We start from the raw sequence: 19,617 nt of genomic DNA, 5'->3' as shown, positions 1-19,617 counted from the left end.
TAACGTCTACCTAGCGATCAGTCGCAGTCGTAGGTCACCCCATTGGCATCGGCGATGGTGCGAATGACTTCCCAGTTATCCTGATAGGTGATGGGGATAAACTGAGCTTCACCGGAGTTGGAGAACTCCTCCTCCAGGGCGGTGCCTTCCCAGTCGTAGCTGAAGAAGGCGTCCTGGATATCCTCCGCCAGTTCGGGTGCCAGGTTATGGGCCGTGCCGTAGGCAGTGGTCGGGAACGTTTGCGAGGTATAAACCACCTCGTAATCGCCCTCTTCCACGACACCACGCGACAGCATCCGCCGAGCGACCGAGTTGGCGATGGCCGCCGCTTCGTAGTCTTCGTTGACCACCCCTAAAACAGAGTTGTCGTGAGAGCCCGAGAACGCTGTCTCAAAATCTTCCCCTGCTTCCATGCCGTACTCAGAGCGCAGCAGCGCTGAAGGCGCACGGAAGCCCGAATTGGAAGTCTCGGAGGTGAATGCCAGTTGGCGTCCCTGCAGGTCTTCAACGGACTCAATACCGCTACTCGGGTAGGTGATAATTTCCATTTCATAGCCAAAGCTGCCGTCCTCGGCGGCCATCATGGCAAAGGGACGGAAACCACCGCAGTTGACCGCCACGGGGACGCCTCCGGTGTTAAAGCCGGCGACGTGCAAACGGCCCGCGCGCATGGCTTCCTGCTGGGCAGCGTTGGACTGCACCGGGAAGAACTGCACCTCTTTGCCCGTGGCTTCGCTCAAATGGTCCAGGAAGTCAGACCAGACATCGGCATAGACAGCGGGGTCCTCGACCGGCGTATAAGCAAATACCAGCGTATCCGGGTCCACCCACTGGGACTCATCGCTGGGTGCATCTGCAATCAGATCGCCATCCGCATCTTGGTAGCGGCTGGAAAGATCGGCCTGAACCGCCACTGCCGAAAAAGCAAAGGTACTGGCAACGGCGGCGCTAATGAGGGTACGAGGAAGAGATAACATCTGCATGGGTCACCTGATGCGTTGTTAGAAGACACAACGATAGTGACGCTCTCAGATGACAGGGGCGGGACATTTAGATGACCCGTTAGTGACGTTTTGACGAAGGTAATGTGATACGCGGTTGGCGCCGCTTACGAATCCTAACGCGCCGGTATATCCGGCGGTGGGAAGCAGGCTTCGCCGCCACTGGCGTCCAACTGGCGAATATCGACCGGGCAGCCGTCTTCGTCGAGGGTCACCAGCCCGATACCGCTGGCGTTCCAGAGTCGTTCCCCGGCGCTTGCACGGTCGGGGTCGCGGGGATGAATACTCAGCTTGCGGCGCTTGGTGAACCAGTTAAGCGGCGACCAGGGGGCATAAAGCCAGCGATTGAGCCGGTCAAAGGTATCCAAAAGCGAATCGGGAAAGGTATTTTTGACCCCGCTGGAGGTGATCTGCCACAGCCTAGGCGCATGCTTGCGGTGGCGCACCACGATGTCGTAAGCGAAGGAATAGTGCACATCGCCGGAGAGAATCACGTAGTTGCCGGGCGTTTTGGAATGCTGCCAAATCTGCAGCAGCACGTTCGCGGCCCCGCGATGCGCCATCCAGTTTTCGGCATCGACCATCAGCGGCTTGCCGATCAGGGTAAACAGCTTCTGGATGCCTTCGATCAGTTTGACGCCAAACATCGGCGCGGGTGAAATGATCACCGCGCTGGGCGCACCGATCAGCGCCTGCTGCATTTCGATCAATGCCTCCCAGTCCATCAATCCGGAAGGGCGTTGCGGGTGTCGCTCGTTACGCCAACGGCGCGTCCGCGTGTCCAGCACGATCAACGGCGGCGTGCCCGGCACCTGAAAGGCCCACCCTTGAAACGCCAGCAGGCGGTCAATCAGCCCGTCCTGGGCCACGTTGGCGAGATAGCCGGCGCTGTCTACCGACTCAAGCATCGCCGCGGTCTCATCAATCAGCGGGTTAAGCTTTTCTGGCGCGTTACCCCACCCCTGACAAAGCAGGTAGGCGATCAAGGCGTTGCCAATAATCTGCTTCGAGAACGGGTGACCATAGGCACTGCGCTCCCACTCGGCGGTCAGGTTCCAGTCGTCGGTCACGTCGTGGTCGTCGAAGATCATCAGGCTGGGCAAATGCGCCATGGCGCGCGCGCATTGCGGCAACCCCGCCACAAATCCCTCGATCACGGACTGCTCCTGCTGATAAAGCGCGGCGTCCTGCTCACCCAGTGGTGGCTGAGTGGGCGCAATGATCTGCCATACCGCGGGCGACCACACCAGGCAATACATGGCCAGCATTTCGCCTAGCGTCATCAGGTGATTCTGCGCATTGGCCGAGGTAAAGACGGGCTTTTTCACGCCGCCAAAGAAGCGTTCGCGTAACGCCACGTTGCTGGTGGTATCAGGTAGCAACTGGCTGCGCTGGTAGTAGCTGTCCGGGGACGAATAGAGCGCCTGGCTGTCGCTAATCGTCGCCCCTTCCAAATACTCATCGACCAGCCCCAGGCGTTGTATCAAGGCATGTATTGCGCGCAGCATCGGCCCCGCCACGTCATCCACATACACCTGATCGCCGGTCATCAGCAGCCACGCGGGCCATTCGCCTGGCGTCGTTTGACGTTCGGCCAACCACTGGTCGGCGCGCACCAAACCATCGGCGCTATCGTGGTGAGGCTTGCGGCAGGAGCCGTGCATCAAGCGATGATGCCGCGAGGCGATAACGCAGCCCGGGTAGTCCTGGCCGTCGTAACATAACCATGGCGCCCATTCGGGCAGTGACTGGTAACCGCCATCGCGCTGCTGCACTTGCAGGTCATAGGCAATACGCTCATCGCAGGGCAAGGGACTCGCCAACGGCACATCGATCAAATGGATAAACGCATATTGCCCGACCGGCAGGCATTGCTGGTAATCCGCGAGCGGATACGTCTGCGCTTGCGGCCCATCGGGATGCAGCACCAGCGACATGGTCAGCGGCTGTGACGTCAGGCACCACATCACCCACCGAGAGGGGGTGATGCGACGCAGAATGGGGCCAACCAATACATCCGGGAGGGCTGCCGCGGGGTGGCTCATTGATGGCTCCTTGGCTTATCGGCGTTCATGCTCATTAGCGACTATCCGAGCGGCGCACCACGACGACGGGCAGTGTGATGGTGACCGCTAACCCGCCCAAGGTGGACCGCTGAAGTTGCATATCGCCGCGATACAGGGCAACCAGATCAGTAACGATGGCAAGTCCCAAACCACTGCCCGAACGCTTCTCATCCAACCGTTTGCCCCGCTGAAGCGCTGATTGGCAATCAGCGGCGGACATTCCGGGGCCATCGTCGCTGACATACAACTGGAGGTTTTCGCCCTGTGCCTCCAGAGTCAAGATAACCTCGCCCTTCGCCCAACGCAGCGCGTTATCCAGGATATTGCCGACGATCTCCTGGGCGTCCTGAGCATCCATGTGCGCTTGAATATCGCGTTGCAGGGTATGCTGAAGGTGGATATCGCGGCGCTGGGCCAACCTTACCAGTCCAGTAATAAGCGGCGTCAGGGCGTCGTCGAGCGACACGGGCGCTACCCTGCCGCCTTCACCGGCTGCCGAGGCGCGTGCCAAATGGTGGCGCACGGCGCTGTCGATTCGCGTCAGTTCCGCCTCCCAGGCGCTCTGCTGCTCGGCCGGCGCCTGACGAGCCAGCAGGCGCAACACGCTGAGCGGCGTTTTCAGCGCGTGAGCCAGGTTGCCAGCGGCATGGCGGCCACGTTCAATCAAGCGTTGGTCGCGAGCCAGTACGGCGTTCATGGTGGCGGCCAGGCCGGCCAGTTCATCGGGCAACCGGGTATCCAACTGCTGCGCCTCGCCGTTTTCCACCTCGCGCAAGTTGGTCCGCATGCGTCGCAATGGGGCCAGCCCCCAGCGAATCTGTAGCGCCAGCACCGCCAACAGCAGCGCTCCCAAGCCGACTAAACCGCCCCATAACCACTGCTGAAATTGGCGCACATTGTCCACCAACGCCTGGTCTTCGGCGGCAACGCTGATATGCAGCGGTTGCTCCAGCGGTGCCAGTTGGATATCGCGCTCGACCAGGCGCAACGAGCTGGCCCGGGGGCCGTCAATGGTTCGGGCGCTCAGCGCCTCATTGTCGTGGGTTGGCAGACGCTGATCCCATAGCGAGCGCGAGGTGAGCGTGTGCTGCTGACCATCGGTCATCTGCCAATACCAGCCGGAGTACACCTGGTCGAAACGCGGATCGCCCAGATCTCGATCAAAGGTCAGCCGTTGTTCAATACGATCAAAGGCGACCCCGGCGATGACCACATTGAGCAACGCTTCCAGGCGATCATCGAAGGCCTGCGTCGCCGACTCGCGGTAGTGGTGGGACAGCAAGAACCCCGCCACCGGCAGCCCGGCGATGACGATCACCAGGGTCGCTACCAACAGACGGCTGGCGATTGAGCGACGCGCAAAGCGGCCTTGCCAATATGGCCAGGGCATCATCCCGCCGCAGGCTCCTCGGCCATCAGGCGGTAGCCCTGGCCGCGCTGGGTGGCAATGCGCCATGCGCCTAACTTGCGGCGTAATCGGCTGACCTGAACATCAATTACGTTGGAATCGGGTTCATGGTCACGGTCGTAGACGTGTTCGGACAGCTCGGTGCGGCTCACCACCCGGGGAGCGGCATGCATCAAATAGCTCAACAGTCGCGTTTCCTGGGCGGTCAGCGACACGGGGCGGCCCGCTAACGCCACGTGCTGGGTATGGGTATCCAGGCTTAACTCACCCATCCTGAGCACCGGGTGCGCGTGCCCGTGGCTGCGGCGTACCAGCGCACGCAGGCGAAATAGAACTTCAGCGGATTCAAACGGTTTGGTGACGTAGTCGTCAGCCCCGGCGGAAAAACCGGCCGCTTTATCGGCCCAACGCTCACGCGCGGTTAAGATCAGCACCGGCAAATCAATGCCGTCTTCCCGCCACGCCGCCAGCCAGCGAATACCGTCCCCATCGGGCAGCCCAACGTCCAGAATCAAGCTGTCATACGCTTCGGTGCGTACCAGAAAATCGGCTTCCTGGCCGTTGAACGCATGCTCGACCAGCCAGTCACCATCGCGTAGAGCCTGGCCCAGCTCGCGGGCTAACGCCTGGTCGTCCTCTACCAACAAACACTTCATCGGCTCACCACTGTTTGCCCTTTACTGTGGGCGGCGCATGTCGTTGATCCGCACGCCTTCCATCTTCATAAGCTGCCCGGTCTGACCATCAAATTCAAACTCCACCACCTGGTTTTGCGGACCGAGCAGCTTGATTTCATACTCGACGTAGTTACCTTCACGCTCGACCTCAACTTCCAGTACTTCGCCGATATAGCGGGCCTCCAACCAGTCGAGAATGGTTTCCAGCGGTACCACATCACCTTCGCGGACCTCGCCGTGCAGCGTTTCCCACGAGGAATCAGAAAATGCCTGACCCGCGACCAGGCCAAGCACCATTACCCCACCCAGCATCAAGCGGCGCAGAGTCAGCGGCGTATTACGGCGTTGCCGCGTTGTCAGGAAGGAAGTCACATGTTTCATTATCACAGCATGCCAAAGTCAACATGAACGCTAGATGAACCGCTTTGTCAGCTTAAGGAAAGCATAGTGGGGGTATAACGTCACTGTCGCATTCGCAGAATGCCGTTTACTACCCTGAATGGAAAGAAGGAATTAACCATGAATACGATGAAAAAAATGCTGATCATCCCGACCTCTGCTTTACTGCTTGTTGCGGCAGCAGGCACTGCCCAGGCGGATTCTCTGGCGATGGATCGGATTGACGAGGTGCTGACCCACGCCAATGATTACGGCTTTACGCATTTCGAAGAAGTCAGCATCAAGAGCCGTGGCCGCGCAGAAGTCGAAGGCTGGCTGGACGATGAATGGTACGCCGATGTGGACTTTTCACTAGACGATGGCGAAACACTGGAAGAAAAACGCGAGCGGCTGATTACCGGTGCCTGGGGCATGAGCGAAGACGATATTCGCCAGGCACTGGACGTCGCCAGTCAGGAAGGCATGGTCGAGTTTGAAGATATCGATATCGACGAAAGCGGCGTTATCGAGATTGAAGGGCGCGATGAAAACGACCGTGAAATCGAAATCAGCTTGCGCCAAGGCACTGGGCAAGTGAGTGAGGTTGACCGCGATTAAACCCTGTCCCATTAGCAAGGCGCAAACGACACCGCGGCTCCCGACCTGGGAGCCTGCGGTTTTTTGCGTCTCTGACGCCAGGATGAATGCCGCTTGAAGCCGCCCAGCTATCTGGAAGGTGTGGCGTCAGCACACCATGACGCATTATTACGTGACCTCGCCTGGCTGGTCGTGACACCGGATATCGTGGCATTTCCGCCATCCAGCCCATTCGCAGGCCGCCCAAGCCTGGCCGAGCTGGGGCTAAGTGACGCCCTGGAAGCCTGGCTGGATGGTTTGGCGATACCTGAGCTGGCCCGCAATGGTCGCCAAGCTAGCCGCATGGGCCACTATCATGAACAGCTATGGCATTGGCTGCTGGACCGCGCGCCCAATACGCGCCTGCTGGCCCATAACGTGCGGATTACCCGCAAGCGCATCACCTTGGGCGAGCTGGATATGCTCTACCGCAGGCGGGATCAACCGGCACCGGTGCATTTGGAAGTGGCGATCAAGTTTTATCTGGGCTTGCCCGAAGGGCCGGGAGAGGCTACCAGCCAGAGCCGCTGGATAGGCCCGGGCGGGCTGGATAGCTTGGCACTGAAATACCGCCATTTGCAGCATCATCAGTTGCCACTTTCCTCGACCATACCCGCGCTGGAAACACTCGCCTATTGGCTAGCACCGCGGGATACAGGCCATCTAGAGGCAGGTCTGGGCGAGCAGCTAACCCAGCGGCTGGCCATGCCGGGTGTGCTGTTTTATCCGTGGCATGCGCCCATGCCATCGCCGAAAGGGGCCACTACCGAGCACCGCAGAGGATGCTGGTGCCACGTTCGTGATTGGCCAGCGCTTGCCGCGACGCTACCCGCTGACTTTCTGGTGGCCTGGCTCGAAAAACCGCACTGGCTGGCACCGCCACCGTTTGAAGCCTTCAAGCCAGCGTCAGAATTACGAATGCCATTATTGGCGATGGCCCAGCATCAACCGCAGCAGGTCATGATGTATCTGCCGTCAACGCAGCGCTGCGAGCGGCTGTTTATCGTGCCCGATAACTGGCCGCGCCAGGTACCTCTGCCACCGCCTTTGCAATCGCGTTAAACCACCACCAGGTTATCGCGATGGATCAGTTCGTGGGCTTCCACGTAGCCCAGGATGACTTCAATTTGATGGCTTGGCTTGCCCGCTAGCTGGCGGGCTTCATCGGCACCGTAGTTGACCAATCCTTTTGCCACGGTCGTGCCCTGATCATCGACACAGGCCACCATATCGCCACGCTTGAAGCTGCCCTGGACAGTTCGCACGCCAACGGCCAGCAGGCTGGAACCTTTATCGCGCAGTACCTTGACCGCGCCAGGGTCGAGCACCAGTGTACCGCGTACCTGTAATTGCCCCGCCAGCCAGCGCTTGCGTGCGGCGATGGGGGCTTGCTCCGGGCGCAGCAGCGTACCCAGCGCGTCGCCCGCCATGACCCGCGTGATGATATCGGACTGTCGGCCACCGGCAATCACCGTGACCGCACCGGAACGGGCCGCCAACTGGGCAGCGCGCACCTTGGTGGTCATGCCACCCCGCCCCAGCGACCCGCCGCTACCGGCAACGGCCACCAAGCGCGGGTCGTCGGCCCGGGCCTCGCCAATCAGCTGTGCACCTGGAACGTGGCGGGGATCAGCATCGAACAAACCTTCCTGGTCGGTCAGCAACAGCAATGCGTCAGCTTCGAGCAGGTTGGCAACCAGAGCGCCCAGGGTGTCGTTATCGCCAAAGCGAATCTCGTCGGTGACGACGGTGTCGTTTTCATTGATCACCGGCACCACGCGCATTTCCACCAGAGTACGCAGCGCCGAGCGCGCATTGAGGTAACGTTTGCGGTTGGAGAGGTCGTCGTGGGTCAGCAGAATCTGCGCCGTAAGCATATCGTGGCGGGCGAAGTGCTGCTCGTAGCACTGGGTCAGGCCGTTTTGGCCCACCGCGGCGGCGGCCTGCAATTCATGCACGGCGCTGGGGCGTACCTGCCAGCCGAGACGCACCATACCCGCCGCGACGGCACCAGACGACACCAGCACTACCTCGATGCCCCGCTCGTGCAAGGCCGCAATCTGATCGACCCAGTGGCCGATGGCTACTTCATCCAGGCCACGGCCGTCGTTGGTCAACAGCGAGCTGCCCAGTTTGACGACCACGCGGCGGGCACGACTTAGCGCCGCCCTGTCTAGCACCGACTCGTTGCTTAGCACGTCGCCCTACTCCTGACCATGTTAGCTACCCAGAATGCCCCAATGCGTCTCAAGGGGCGTATTCAACGTCCACGTCGTAATCATCGTCGTCGAAGTCGTCATCATCATCGTCGCGCTTACGGCGACGGCCCAGCCGCGCTTCGGTACGCGCGACGGACTCTTCTTCCATGCGGCGGCGCATTTCCTGCTCGCGGGCATGGGCTTCTTCGTCTTCGTGCTCCAGACGGCGCTGTTCGGTGAGCCAACGATAGGCCGCCTGTACCAGTTTGTCGGTGCCGTCGTTGCTGATCGCCGAAATGCGGAATACCGGCCCTTGCCAGTTCAAGGCGTCGATGATCGCCTGAGCGCGCGCTTCACGCTCGTCTTCCGGCAGCAGGTCGAACTTGTTGAGCACCAGCCAGCGGGGGCGCTCGGCAAGCGCCGGTGAGAACTGGCCCAGCTCATGAACGATCGCTTTGGCCGCCTCGACCGGATCCGACTCGTCGAACGGCGCCACGTCGACCACATGGAACAGCAGCCGTGTACGGGTCAGGTGTTTCAAAAAGCGCAACCCAAGCCCCGCGCCGTCGGAAGCGCCTTCGATCAGGCCCGGCACGTCAGCCATGACGAAATGCTCGTGCATACCCAGCTTCACCACGCCCAGGTTAGGCACCAGGGTGGTAAACGGATAGTTGGCCACCTTGGGCTTGGCCGCCGATACCGAACGAATCAGCGTCGACTTGCCCGCGTTGGGCATACCCAGCAACCCCACATCCGCCATGACTTTCATTTCAAAGCGCAGGTTGCGGCGATCGCCTTCGGTGCCCGGTGTGGTTCGCCTGGGCGCACGGTTGGTGGACGACTTGAAGTGGATATTACCCAACCCACGGCGGCCACCTTCGGCCACCAGCACGACCTGACCAATCTCGGTCACATCGGCAATCACTTCGAGGGTATCTTCGTCGATTACTGTCGTCCCCACGGGCACTTTGACGTGCAGGTCTTCACCCGCTTTGCCGCTCATTTGGCGACCCATGCCGCCCTGCCCGTTTTCGGCTTTGTAAAAACGCTGGTACTTGAAGTCGATCAGCGTATTCAGCGCATCGTCACCGATCAGGTAAACGCTGCCGCCGTGGCCGCCGTCGCCCCCATCAGGGCCGCCTTTGGGCACGTACTTTTCGCGGCGAAAGCTGAGACAGCCATTGCCGCCTTTTCCCGCCTCAACAATGATGGAGGCTTCATCGACGAACTGCATTGGTTTCTCCCGGCCGCTTTCGCCGCCCTGATATGCGCTACTTTTTTCCAATCATTTATTCCACCAGCATGATGGAAAAGCGTATTGGAAAAAGGGGTTAACCGACAAAAAAGCCCCGCCATGGCGGGGCTTTTTTCTCGTAACTTTTTCTAGCCGTTACGAGCGCAACGCTAGCCGTTTACTCAGAAACGATGCTAACAAACTTGCGGTTGTGCGGACCTTTGGTCTCGAACTTCACAAAGCCTTCGTTCAAAGCGAAGAGCGTGTGGTCACGACCCAGGCCAACGCCAGTGCCGGCGTGGAAACGCGTGCCGCGCTGACGAACGATAATGCTGCCTGCGCTCGCTGCCTGACCGCCAAAGAGTTTCACACCTAAGCGTTTGGACTCGGAATCGCGACCGTTACGCGTGGAGCCAGCTGCCTTTTTATGTGCCATTGCAAAATCCTCCTAAAAGGGAATTGACCGCTTACGCGGAAATTCCGGTAATTTTGACTTCAGTAAACCACTGGCGGTGGCCCTGGCGCTTCATGCTGTGCTTACGACGACGGAACTTGATGATCGTCACCTTATCGCCGCGGCCGTGGGAAACCACCTCGGCAGACACTTTTGCACCGCCAACCAGCGGTGCACCGACATTGACGTCGTCACCGTCGGCTACCAGCAGCACTTGGTCAAACTCGATCGTTTCGCCAGTGGCGACTTCGATCTTTTCAAGCTTGAGGGTCTGGCCTTCCTGAACGCGGTACTGCTTGCCACCGCTTTTAATAACTGCGTACATGTCTCTCTCCGGACGTCAATATTGCCGCTTTGATCACCGAAAACGGCGCTCATCAGAAATCGCTCTTGTCGACCTGCGGCGAGTGGCGCCCCTTTTGGCAGCCATCTGACAGGGAGCATGATGAGTGGGTCGCGGATTATAACGATGTTTGCGTTTTGCCACAAGACCTATTGCGCCATTGCAGATGATAGGGTATCACACACCCGCAGGCGCCTTGACGCCCAACGGACAGCCCCATAGCATGGCTTCAACTTAGCGCGGCATATGCCGCCTTCATCTGCCGCGACGAACATTCCATGACCGCTAACGTCTCATCACCCCAGCCTGCCAGCTCCACGCCCTCACCGCTGCACGCAGTGGTAGCTGATGACTTCGATGCCGTTAACCGGACCATCGTCGCCCAGCTCAATTCCAAAGTGCCGCTGGTCGAAACCATCGGCCAGTACATCACCGAGAGTGGCGGAAAGCGCTTGAGGCCGCTGCTAGCGTTGCTGGCCGCGCGTTCGCTGGATTACACCGGCGACAAGCATATCCCGCTGGCCACGCTGATCGAGTTCATGCACACCTCCACGCTGCTGCACGACGATGTGGTCGATGAGTCTCACATGCGCCGGGGCAAGAAAACCGCCAACGACGCCTGGGGCAATGCGCCCTCAGTACTGGTTGGCGACTTCCTCTACGCGCGCTCGTTTCAAATGATGGTCGACGTCGGTTCGATGCGCATCATGGCGATTCTTTCCGGCGCCACCTGCGTCATCGCTGAAGGCGAAGTGCAGCAGTTGACCAACATCGGCAACCCGAGTATTTCCGAAGCGGATTACTTCGACACCATCCTCGGCAAGACCGCCATGCTGTTCGAAGCCGCTTCCCACAGCGGCGCAGTACTTGCTGAAGCCACCCCCGAACAGGAACAGGCGCTGCAGTACTACGGGCGTTATCTGGGATTGGCGTTTCAACTGATCGATGACCTGCTGGATTACCAGGGCGACGCCGAAGCCATGGGCAAGAACGTCGGCGACGACCTGGCCGAAGGCAAGCCGACCCTGCCGCTGATCCATGCCATGGAACAAGGCACGCCCGAGCAGGCCAAGCTGATTCGCCAGGTCATCCGCCAGGGCGGGCTCGAACAGCTCGACGCGGTGCTCGACATTGTGCACGCCACAGGCGCTCTGAATTACACTCGTGCGCGGGCCGAAGAAATGGCCGATAAAGCGCTGTCCCAGCTTGACGCACTGCCTCCCAGTCCCTACCGCGACACGATGGCAGAGCTCGCTCGCCTGGCCGTCGAGCGGCAAACATAATTGCGTTTTCAGGCCTGGCAAGACTTGAAAAAAACCACTTGGCTACGTATTATGCCTCTCCGTTGCCGCACCATCGGCAACGCATCGGAATATAGCTCAGCTTGGTAGAGCGCTGCCTTCGGGAGGCAGAGGTCGTAGGTTCGAATCCTGCTATTCCGACCAAGAACATCATTAAAAACGGCCACTTAGCTCTTAGAGCAGGTGGCCGTTTTTTGTTGGGTGGGCGCTTCTACGGCATTGACCAGCCTAGAAATGTCCGAAAACGAACATACTGTCGGAAACTTATCAGGCGTCAGGAACTGACAGGATCCGGTTGCGCCCGTCACGCTTCGCTTTGTAAAGGGCATCATCGGCATCCTTGAGCAGCGATGAAAGACTTTCAGACGCTCCAATATCCCGACTGGCAAGGCCCATGCTTAGGGTCACCAGACCAGAGTCTGTAGCGGGGTGCGGGATGGCACTTGCAGACAAACGATTTCTGATTCGCTGGGCCACCTGCTGAGCGAGTGACAGTGATGCATCCAGCATCAGAACCAAGAATTCGTCACCACCCAGCCTTATTGGATAGGCCTCGCCCTCCCTAAGGCCACTCCGGATTATACCGGCCACCTGCTGCAAGCATAGGTCACCCTGCAAATGCCCCAGCGTATCGTTGTAGGGTTTGAACTGATCAATATCGATCATCAAAGCTGTCACCTGGAAGTGGCGTCCCTTACTTACCAGAATCTTGCGCAATCGCTCCAGGGCACGGCGATTGCCCATACCTGTCAGCAGGTCAGTTTCCGCTTTGACCAATGCATTCTGGTATTCCTGCTTTAACGCCGTCGTTATGTTCTTTGCCTGAGTGATATCCACGCCAATATTTAGCAGGCCGCCACCTGAAACCAGGGTCTCCGTCATCAACAGCCAGCGGCCATCCCATGCGTCAACTTCAAACTGGCGGTAATGTTGCGTGCGCCGCTTGGAAAGCGCCGTCCGAATCCACAATTTAATATCATCTGTCTCAACAATCAGCCCGTGCCCCTTGACGTAGTTGTCACGAACGATATCCGGCCAAGTAGGGTGCGTGCCCGGGGTATGGCAGATGAGGTCATAATAGGGGTCATTGCCATAAAGCAGCCGGTCCTGATCATCAAACAGGGAAACGGCTGCGTCACTGTTATCAAACAGGCGGGCCGTCACCGGCAAGATATCCGCCAGTAGGTCTGTCTTATCATTCGACGAAAACGCCACAATAAACTGCCCTCTGCCGCTATTTAGTCAGATTGCCAGCAATAACAGATAGGCGTTAGCACGCCTATTCAATTAACCATGGGTCGGCACTATCAATACTTTTGACGCTGACACTGCCCGGCTACCCGGGTGGATGGATCAACCCTACCACGCTGACCAGAATCAGCACGGCCCCCAACACACGAAAGAACAGCCCGGTGTCCGCTTTGAGCATATAGCGGTGGGCCTTCTCGCCGAGCAAATGGCCAATAAAGGCGCAGGGCAGCAGCCACAGCTGGTGAATCAGTTGAAGGTCGACGCCTGCGATGACGAACGACACCATCTTGATCACCACCAGGATAAACCACAGCACAAAGAGGGTATCCCGCAGCTGTTCCTTGGCAACGTGAGTGGCAAACACCGCCACGATCAGTGGCGCGCCAATTAGCGAGGTGCCGCTGACATAGCCGCCCAGCGCCAGCAACACATAGTCCACGTACTTGTTCTTGCTCTTGAACGGCTTGTTGAGCACGTAGCCAATGGCATAGATGATCACGATGCCGAAGATAATGCTGGTCATCACGTTAGCCGGCAGTGTTAACAGCCCCACCACCCCAATCAGCTTGGGGATAATCATGATTTTTAGGGCTTTGGTTAGGTAGCCCCAATCGATATTACTCTGCGGCGCAGCACCTCCCGCTCCCTCTTGCTGCACTTGACGATGCCCGCGCCAGGCAATCCAGCTGGAGAAAATCAGCAGATGAATGGCAATAATCGGCAGGAAAACCAGTGGCTGATTGGTCACTAAAAGCAAGAAGGGCAACGCCAGCACAGCGCCGCCAAAGCCCAGGCTCGTCCTGACAAAACCGCTCCAGGCAAAAATCAGCCCGATCAGCGCATACTGGTACCAGAGTAGATCCGTCATTGGTTTGCCTAACCATCGTCGTTATTGAAAGCCGTTATTGGGTCATCGTCTCCACCTCCCACCAGGAAGGGAATAGCGCACTTACATTGGCTTGCGCGAATCGATCATCCATTAATACCACAACGCCTTCATCTTCTGGACTGCGAATCACCCGGCCAGCGGCCTGCACCACTTTGATCATGCCGGGTATGCGATAGGTATAGTCGTCACCCTGGCCAAAGCGCGCGCCCAAACGCGCTTTCAGCGCTTCATTGAAGTCGTTAAACGGCGGCAACCCCAAGGTGGCGATAAAGGCGCCGATTAGCCGGTCGCCGGGCAGGTCGATGCCCTCCGCGAAGACACCGCCCAGCACCGCAAAGCCGATACCTTTTCCACCGAGGGTAAAGCGCGCCAGAAACGCCTCGCGCTGCGCCTCCGGCATCCCCCGGGTTTGGCTGAACACGGGCACCTCCGGGTGCGACTCACGAAACCGCGCCAGCGCCGCCGCCAGGTAGGCAAAGCTGCTGAAGAACGCCAGGTAGTGGCCCGGCCTGCTCTGATACTGCTGCGCCATGGTGGCGACAATGGGCTCGATGGAGGCATCCCGATCACGAAACCGGGTGGAAATATCGCGCCGTATGCGCACCTCAAGCTGGCGGGCGGCAAACGGCGATGCTACTTCGCGCCAGACGGTCTTTTCCGGCAAGCCGAGAAGGTCCCGATAGTAGTGACCAGGCGTAAGCGTTGCCGAGAACAGCACCACCGAGTGTGCGGCGTTAAAGCGCGGGGCCAGAAAATCAGCGGGAATCAGGTTGCGGAGTCCCAGCACCGCCCGCCCCCGCCCGTAGCGGGTAAGGTCGCACAGCGAATGCTCGCCAAAACGCTCGGCGAGGCGGCAGAACGCCAGCGCTTCGAACAGCAGTTCCTGGAGTTCTAGACTGGCGTCTTCAGGGTGCTCACCCAGGTGATCGGTCACCGAAGCCCCCACCTGCTGAGCGGCGGCCACCAGCTTGTCGGGCAGCGCCGAGAGCAGCCGGTAGCTTGGCTTGCCCGGTTCGCCTACCGCATCCAGCCCCGTATCTTTAAGCGACGTGTCTTTAAACGATGTATCTTTAAACAATGCCTGCCACTGGCGGGCTAAACGGTTTAAAGGCCGTGAAAGCGCTGGCGGCGCGGCACGGCGCACCCGGTTAAGGCGCTGCTGGTCGAGCTCGGCGCTGTACATGCCGCGGGCGCGCTCCACCAGGTTATGCGCCTCATCGACCAGTACGCCCGTTCGCCAGTCGTTGGCCTGGGCCAGGCCGTGCAGCAGCGCGTGGCTGTCGAACCAGTGGTTAACGTCGCCGACGACCACGTCCGTCCAGCGCGCCAGTTCCTGGCCCAGGTAATACGGGCACACGTCATGGGCGAGCGCCACTTCCCGCAGCGCCTCGCGATCCAGCCAGGCTTGCTCGACTGCCGCTTGCCGGGCGGCTGGCAGGCGGTCGTAAAAGCCTGCCGCCAACGGGCACGACTCGCCGTGGCAGGCGCGGTCAGGGTATTCGCAGGCTTTGTCGCGGGCCACCAGTTCCAGCACCCGCAGCGGCTGGGCTTCCTCGCCCTGGCTAGCGCGCAGGGCGGCAAGCGCATCCAGCGCCAAACGGCGACCGGGGGTCTTCATGGTGAGAAAGGCGATACGGTCGAGTTGCTGGCGCGGCATGGCCGAGAGCATGGGGAACAACGTCGCCACCGTTTTGCCAATGCCCGTGGGCGCCTGAGCAAGCAGGCAGCGCCCGGTACTGGTGGCTTTATAGACGTCTTCAGCGAGCTCGCGTTGGCCGGGACGAAACGTGCTGTGAGGAAAACGTAGCGTTTGTAGGCGGCTGTCGCGGCGCTGGCGATGGTCGGCCTCCTGCTCCGCCCAGGCGAGAAAGCGTTGGCACTGGGCGGTAAAAAACGCCTGCAATTCGGTAGCGGACGCTTCCTGGCTAAGCAAGGTTTCCTTACCGCTGGCGATCTCCAGGTACACCAGCGTCAAGGTGACGTGCTCCAGGCCGCGCTCGGCACACAGCAGCGCGCCGTAGACTTTCACCTGCGCCCAGTGCAGCGCGCGCTGGTTATCGGCCATGCGTTCCAGGCTGCCGCGGTGGGTTTTGACTTCTTCCAGACGGTTGGCCATGGGGTCAAAACCATCGGCCCGCCCCGTCACCGTCAGCCCCTCGAAGGTGCCTGACAGCGGCAGTTCGGCTATGTAGTCTGCCCCGCGGCGGCTGGCCACCAGCGTATGCCCTTGTATGCCTTCCTGAGCACTGGGCGCAGGGGTAAAGCGGTGGTCGAGATCGCCTTCCCGGGCGGTGAAATCGCACAGCGCCCGCACCGCTACCCGATAGGTCGCCCTCATGACGCTGGCTCGGCGCTATCCGCCCAGCGGACGTAGCATACCGCGACGGGGATCTCATGACGGTGAAAGAACGTTAGCCAGCGGCGCTGGTTATCCTGTAGCCGATCGCCAGGGCCTTTAACTTCGATCATCCGGTAGCGCGGCTTGTCCGCGGGGGCATCGGGCAATAACTGAATCAGATCCGGCAGCCCGGCGCGGTTGGCCTTGAGATCCCCCAGCAGCCGCTCAAAACAGGCCCGCAAGTGTCCAGCGGGGATACACTCAAGCGCCAGCTCGACAAGCGTCTCATCGACAATTGGCCAGTGGACAAAGGGCGATGCAAGACCAAACTTCTCTTGCCAGGTCGCCTGAATCACCTCGCGATAACTGCCGTCTTCCAGACGCGCCAGACAGGCACCAAAGGCTTCACGCCGCCGCGCCACGAAATCGTCGCGGTATAAATCTGCGGGGCCATGATGAAAGGGATGAAAGAAAGCACCCGGCAACGGCGCAAATATCGCGGGCCAGCAGAGCAGGCCAAACAGCCCGGTGATCAGGCTATTTTCCACATAGCAGACCGGCGCTTGAGGTTCACTCAGGGCCTCAGCCACCGCCCGCTCGACACATTGCGGCCCCGGCAGTGTGAGATCCCAACGCTCATGGGCCAGCTCAATGTCGCTCGGCACAGCAGACAGTTTAAGCCGCCGCCGCAAACGGGGCAGAATCCGCGCCAGCGCCTGGCGCTCGGTTTCGTTGGGGCTGCTCTCGAGGGCTTGGGTGGCCAGCTCAAATGCTGTTTGGTGCTCGCCCAGCCGCTCCAGTACCCGCAGCTGGCGAATGCGCGCCTCACTACTGCCCGCTTCGCCATAGAGCGTCAGCGCGAGCGCCGATTCGCCATTCCGCTCCGCCTCGCGGCCCAACTGCAACAACAGCCGTGCGCGCCGCGTGGCCAGCCAGCGGTTATCCGACGGCGGCGGTACTTCAGGATGAAGCTCGGCGGGAAGCTCGCCTTCATCGAGACGTTGGCGCAAATAATGGAGCGCCAGGTAGGTATCGACTTCCTGACGCGTCTGGAAAGCGCGGGATTGCGGCGTAAAGGGAACCGCTTCGAACCGCTGCAGGCCTAATTCGGTTAAAACGAACTCCGCCCAGTCCTGGCGCAGGTTGCCAAAGAACATCAGGCGCAGCCGGTCGCAAATATTCATCACGGTGAGGCGCACCACCCGGTCAGATGCGTCGGGCCACCAAGTCTGAAGAGGAACAGCTTTTGTGAACCGGCTTGCCAGCGTGTCGAAAAGTACCGTTTTAGCGCTCGACGCGTTTAACCCAGCGGCGCGTATCTCGTCGGCTAAAATGTGGCGAAGTTCAGCCAGGCGCAGCTGATTAAACAGCTCGTCAATCCCCAGCGCTGGCTGATCATCGACCCAATCCAGCGCGATCAAGGGCGCTATCGCCGTCGCGCTGTCGCCAATCTCGGCATAGTTGAGTTTGCTGAGCCGGAACAGCTCGCCTTTGCGCATCACCATGCGCACCAGCAGCGCCTGGGAAGCGCGCGGCAAGTTGTCGAATTGATCCAGGAAATCATGCTCGTCTGCCGAAAGCAGGTCAGCATGACGCTTCCCTACCCAATCCAGAACGAAGCGAAAGTTCGTCAGGTAGTAGAAAGGGTCATCGAGGGAAGCAGTAGGTGTCGCGAGGGCACTGTTCATTTATCCATTGTAACAGTGCAACGCCATTGTGACAGTCTTGCCGTCATGGCGTATGGAGGTATGTTTACCCCACCCGATGCTGCTTAAGCACGGTAAGGCTTCGCTCTTCTTCGTTTTGCGGCTGGGTGGGCGCTTGGCGGGTTCCGACCAGCACGTACCACTCCGCCTCACTCAGATAGCCTTCGCACCAGCGCCCCAGATCGGCGGCACAATCCTCTCGGGTGAGCTCACCGGCTCGATAGTCATTGGCCAGGAGTAACAAGCTCTGGCGTGCCGCGCGCGCGCGCGCATCGCCACCGTGCACCTTGGAAAGCGGGCAGCGCCTATCGTAGGCAGCGTTGGTCAAGGCATTTAACCAACGCTCCAGCTCATGTGCTTGAATACCGCCGTAAACGGCCACACGCGTACTCCCTGCCCTGTGTAAAGGGCGACAGACTGCCCGAATTGGCTTCGAGTGTCATCTTTTGGTGTCTTAACTTATACCCTGTTTAAAGCCTTGTAGCACATTGACGACATTGATACCAATGTCGTCCACGGCATAGCCGCCTTCCATGAGCAATACAGTCGGCAGGCCAGCCTGTGCAAGTCGTTGACCTAACAAGCTAAAGTCGCTGCTTGTGAAGGTAAAAGCGCTGATGGGGTCACCTTCGAAGATATCCACACCCAGCGACACGATCAGCATGTCGCATTGCGCCTCCTTAATCTTGGCCAGGGCGTTATCCAGCGTGGCCATCCAGGTATCAACGGTCGTGCCCGGCGGCAGCGGGTAGTTGACGTTGAAACCTTCGCCGCTGCCCCGCCCCGTTTCATCCGCATAGCCGAGGTAATAAGGAAAGGTCACCTCGGGGTCGCCGTGTAGCGAGATAAACAGCACGTCATCGCGTTCATAGAAGATCTGCTGGGTGCCGTTGCCATGGTGAAAATCCACGTCCAGAATCGCCACGCGGCGCTTGCCCGATGCCAGTGCTCGCTGCGCGGCGATTGCGGCATTATTGAAAAAGCAGTAGCCGCCAAACTGGTCAAAAGCGGCATGGTGACCTGGCGGCCGACACAGGCCAAAACTGGGGTCACCAGTCGCAAGCGTCTGTTCGACAGCCCCTAGCGCCACGTCTTTACTCGCCATCGCGGCTTCAAAGGTGCCCTCGCTAATCGAGGTTTCCGCCGCCAGGGCGTAATAGCCCAGCTTGGCGCTTACTACGCGGGGTATACGGTCACTGCGCATGGTGCGCGCAGGCCAGATATTGGGAATTGCTTCCCCCTCGTGCCCGGCGGCTACCCATTCGTGCCAGCAGTCTGCCAGGAAATTGACGTAGTCAGCATCGTGCACTGCCAGCACCGGCTCCAGGCCATAGGCGCGCGGCTCGTAAAGTTCGCCCACTGCCGCCTGCTGGATTTTCTTCAATACCAGATCAACGCGCTCGGGGCATTCGAAGGGGGCGACCAGCGCGCCGTCATGGAGCTCCGTTCGTGCCTGTCGCAGGCGGGTCTTGTCTGAATAAAAAATGTGCATGGTGTCTCCTGCCATCGGCAAAGGGGCTGGGCTTGGCCAAGCTGATGCCCAGGCACGCTTTTGCTGCGCCGACAGACGCTTGAGTTGGTATTCGGCGCGGCTGGCGCTCGCCCGGTCGGGAAACGGCTGTGCACCCAGCAGGGCCACCGGCGGGTTCGCACGGGTAAAGCGCGCGCCTTTACCTGAAGCGTGGGCGCGGTAACGCCTGGTCAAATCATTGGTGATGCCCACGTAAGTGCCGCGCT

General features: G+C 59.8%; 18 protein-coding genes, 1 tRNA gene and 1 pseudogene. 4 read left to right on the top strand and 16 right to left on the bottom strand.

Annotated features, from left to right (window positions below; all coding sequences use genetic code 11):
- Nucleotides 1–17: 17 nt before the first annotated feature.
- The 5 genes from phnD to HXW73_RS01245 all read right to left on the bottom strand — a co-directional run bounded on the left by phnD (nucleotide 18) and on the right by HXW73_RS01245 (nucleotide 5,533).
- Nucleotides 18–983 carry a phosphate/phosphite/phosphonate ABC transporter substrate-binding protein gene (gene phnD, locus HXW73_RS01265; RefSeq protein WP_186254539.1) on the bottom strand — a complete coding sequence of 322 codons (966 nt, stop codon included), beginning with the start codon at nucleotides 981–983 and terminating at the stop codon, nucleotides 18–20.
- A 134-nt stretch (nucleotides 984–1,117) separates the two neighbouring features.
- Nucleotides 1,118–3,046 carry an alkaline phosphatase family protein gene (locus tag HXW73_RS01260; protein ID WP_186254538.1) on the bottom strand — a complete coding sequence of 643 codons (1,929 nt, stop codon included), beginning with the start codon at nucleotides 3,044–3,046 and terminating at the stop codon, nucleotides 1,118–1,120.
- 34 nt (nucleotides 3,047–3,080) lie between these two features.
- Nucleotides 3,081–4,460, bottom strand: a complete 1,380-nt coding sequence (locus HXW73_RS01255; protein ID WP_186254537.1) for a sensor histidine kinase — start codon at nucleotides 4,458–4,460, stop codon at nucleotides 3,081–3,083.
- Entirely contained in the window at nucleotides 4,457–5,131 is a 675-nt protein-coding gene (locus tag HXW73_RS01250; protein ID WP_186254536.1) for a response regulator transcription factor, read from the bottom strand. Before HXW73_RS01250 ends, HXW73_RS01255 begins: the two co-directional genes overlap by 4 nt.
- Before the next feature lie 21 nt (nucleotides 5,132–5,152).
- Nucleotides 5,153–5,533, bottom strand: coding sequence for a PepSY domain-containing protein (locus HXW73_RS01245; RefSeq protein WP_186254535.1), 381 nt, complete (start codon nucleotides 5,531–5,533; stop codon nucleotides 5,153–5,155).
- A gap of 138 nt (nucleotides 5,534–5,671) precedes the next feature.
- On the opposite strand from HXW73_RS01245, the gene HXW73_RS01240 reads away from it, so the two are divergent.
- The gene (locus HXW73_RS01240; RefSeq protein WP_186254534.1) at nucleotides 5,672–6,148 is read left to right on the top strand and encodes a PepSY domain-containing protein; all 477 of its coding nucleotides are present in this window, start codon (nucleotides 5,672–5,674) and stop codon (nucleotides 6,146–6,148) included.
- Nucleotides 6,149–6,241: 93 nt separating this feature from the next.
- Nucleotides 6,242–7,228: a DUF1853 family protein gene (locus tag HXW73_RS01235; protein ID WP_186254533.1), complete on the top strand. Its 987-nt coding sequence runs from the start codon at nucleotides 6,242–6,244 to the stop codon at nucleotides 7,226–7,228.
- On the opposite strand, the gene proB is transcribed toward HXW73_RS01235, so the two are convergent.
- The 4 genes from proB to rplU form a co-directional block, all read right to left on the bottom strand.
- Nucleotides 7,225–8,364, bottom strand: coding sequence for a glutamate 5-kinase (gene proB / locus HXW73_RS01230; protein WP_186254532.1), 1,140 nt, complete (start codon nucleotides 8,362–8,364; stop codon nucleotides 7,225–7,227). The two genes, HXW73_RS01235 and proB, sit on opposite strands and share 4 nt — an antisense overlap.
- Nucleotides 8,365–8,413: 49 nt before the next feature.
- Nucleotides 8,414–9,598, bottom strand: coding sequence for an Obg family GTPase CgtA (gene cgtA, locus HXW73_RS01225; RefSeq protein WP_186254531.1), 1,185 nt, complete (start codon nucleotides 9,596–9,598; stop codon nucleotides 8,414–8,416).
- Between the two features lie 178 nt (nucleotides 9,599–9,776).
- Nucleotides 9,777–10,034: a 50S ribosomal protein L27 gene (gene rpmA / locus HXW73_RS01220; RefSeq protein WP_085917668.1), complete on the bottom strand. Its 258-nt coding sequence runs from the start codon at nucleotides 10,032–10,034 to the stop codon at nucleotides 9,777–9,779.
- Between the two features lie 31 nt (nucleotides 10,035–10,065).
- Nucleotides 10,066–10,377: a 50S ribosomal protein L21 gene (gene rplU, locus HXW73_RS01215; RefSeq protein WP_027337601.1), complete on the bottom strand. Its 312-nt coding sequence runs from the start codon at nucleotides 10,375–10,377 to the stop codon at nucleotides 10,066–10,068.
- Between the two features lie 296 nt (nucleotides 10,378–10,673).
- On the opposite strand from rplU, the gene ispB reads away from it, so the two are divergent.
- Together ispB and HXW73_RS01205 are read left to right on the top strand one after the other, a co-directional pair.
- The gene (gene ispB / locus HXW73_RS01210; RefSeq protein WP_186254530.1) at nucleotides 10,674–11,678 is read left to right on the top strand and encodes an octaprenyl diphosphate synthase; all 1,005 of its coding nucleotides are present in this window, start codon (nucleotides 10,674–10,676) and stop codon (nucleotides 11,676–11,678) included.
- Nucleotides 11,679–11,763: 85 nt separating this feature from the next.
- A tRNA-Pro gene (locus tag HXW73_RS01205) sits at nucleotides 11,764–11,840 on the top strand.
- A gap of 123 nt (nucleotides 11,841–11,963) precedes the next feature.
- Here HXW73_RS01205 and HXW73_RS01200 read toward each other — a convergent pair.
- From HXW73_RS01200 to HXW73_RS17985, 7 genes and pseudogenes are all read right to left on the bottom strand, one after another.
- Nucleotides 11,964–12,911 (bottom strand): sensor domain-containing diguanylate cyclase, encoded by a 948-nt coding sequence (locus tag HXW73_RS01200; RefSeq protein ID WP_186254529.1) that lies wholly within the window; start codon nucleotides 12,909–12,911, stop codon nucleotides 11,964–11,966.
- 121 nt (nucleotides 12,912–13,032) lie between these two features.
- Entirely contained in the window at nucleotides 13,033–13,815 is a 783-nt protein-coding gene (locus HXW73_RS01195) for a sulfite exporter TauE/SafE family protein (protein WP_186254528.1), read from the bottom strand.
- A gap of 34 nt (nucleotides 13,816–13,849) precedes the next feature.
- Entirely contained in the window at nucleotides 13,850–16,174 is a 2,325-nt protein-coding gene (locus HXW73_RS01190) for an ATP-dependent DNA helicase (RefSeq protein ID WP_186254527.1), read from the bottom strand.
- Complete coding sequence (locus HXW73_RS01185) at nucleotides 16,171–17,862, bottom strand: VRR-NUC domain-containing protein (RefSeq protein WP_186254526.1); 1,692 nt, start codon at nucleotides 17,860–17,862, stop codon at nucleotides 16,171–16,173. The genes HXW73_RS01190 and HXW73_RS01185 overlap by 4 nt, the downstream gene beginning before the upstream one ends.
- A gap of 64 nt (nucleotides 17,863–17,926) precedes the next feature.
- Nucleotides 17,927–18,262 carry a hypothetical protein gene (locus HXW73_RS01180; RefSeq protein ID WP_186254525.1) on the bottom strand — a complete coding sequence of 112 codons (336 nt, stop codon included), beginning with the start codon at nucleotides 18,260–18,262 and terminating at the stop codon, nucleotides 17,927–17,929.
- Between the two features lie 72 nt (nucleotides 18,263–18,334).
- Nucleotides 18,335–19,372 carry a histone deacetylase family protein gene (locus tag HXW73_RS01175; RefSeq protein WP_222105035.1) on the bottom strand — a complete coding sequence of 346 codons (1,038 nt, stop codon included), beginning with the start codon at nucleotides 19,370–19,372 and terminating at the stop codon, nucleotides 18,335–18,337.
- A gap of 117 nt (nucleotides 19,373–19,489) precedes the next feature.
- Nucleotides 19,490–19,603 (bottom strand): annotated as a pseudogene (locus HXW73_RS17985) (GIY-YIG nuclease family protein); the annotation flags it as partial.
- Between the last annotated feature and the right edge of the window lie 14 nt (nucleotides 19,604–19,617).

Origin of the sequence: Halomonas sp. SH5A2, assembly GCF_014263395.1 — a bacterium.
GTDB lineage: Bacteria > Pseudomonadota > Gammaproteobacteria > Pseudomonadales > Halomonadaceae > Vreelandella.
This window is presented reverse-complemented; position numbering and strand designations above follow the sequence as displayed.

Bases quoted from the DNA above. Each gene is read 5' to 3' on its own strand.
- phnD (WP_186254539.1), bottom strand. From the start codon at position 983: ATGCAGATGTTATCTCTTCCTCGTACCCTCATTAGCGCCGCCGTTGCC.
- HXW73_RS01260 (WP_186254538.1), bottom strand. From the start codon at position 3,046: ATGAGCCACCCCGCGGCAGCCCTCCCGGATGTATTGGTTGGCCCCATT.
- HXW73_RS01255 (WP_186254537.1), bottom strand. From the start codon at position 4,460: ATGATGCCCTGGCCATATTGGCAAGGCCGCTTTGCGCGTCGCTCAATC.
- HXW73_RS01250 (WP_186254536.1), bottom strand. From the start codon at position 5,131: ATGAAGTGTTTGTTGGTAGAGGACGACCAGGCGTTAGCCCGCGAGCTG.
- HXW73_RS01245 (WP_186254535.1), bottom strand. From the start codon at position 5,533: ATGAAACATGTGACTTCCTTCCTGACAACGCGGCAACGCCGTAATACG.
- HXW73_RS01240 (WP_186254534.1), top strand. From the start codon at position 5,672: ATGAATACGATGAAAAAAATGCTGATCATCCCGACCTCTGCTTTACTG.
- cgtA (WP_186254531.1), bottom strand. From the start codon at position 9,598: ATGCAGTTCGTCGATGAAGCCTCCATCATTGTTGAGGCGGGAAAAGGC.
- rpmA (WP_085917668.1), bottom strand. From the start codon at position 10,034: ATGGCACATAAAAAGGCAGCTGGCTCCACGCGTAACGGTCGCGATTCC.
- rplU (WP_027337601.1), bottom strand. From the start codon at position 10,377: ATGTACGCAGTTATTAAAAGCGGTGGCAAGCAGTACCGCGTTCAGGAA.
- ispB (WP_186254530.1), top strand. From the start codon at position 10,674: ATGACCGCTAACGTCTCATCACCCCAGCCTGCCAGCTCCACGCCCTCA.
- HXW73_RS01195 (WP_186254528.1), bottom strand. From the start codon at position 13,815: ATGACGGATCTACTCTGGTACCAGTATGCGCTGATCGGGCTGATTTTT.
- HXW73_RS01190 (WP_186254527.1), bottom strand. From the start codon at position 16,174: ATGAGGGCGACCTATCGGGTAGCGGTGCGGGCGCTGTGCGATTTCACC.
- HXW73_RS01185 (WP_186254526.1), bottom strand. From the start codon at position 17,862: ATGAACAGTGCCCTCGCGACACCTACTGCTTCCCTCGATGACCCTTTC.
- HXW73_RS01175 (WP_222105035.1), bottom strand. From the start codon at position 19,372: ATGCACATTTTTTATTCAGACAAGACCCGCCTGCGACAGGCACGAACG.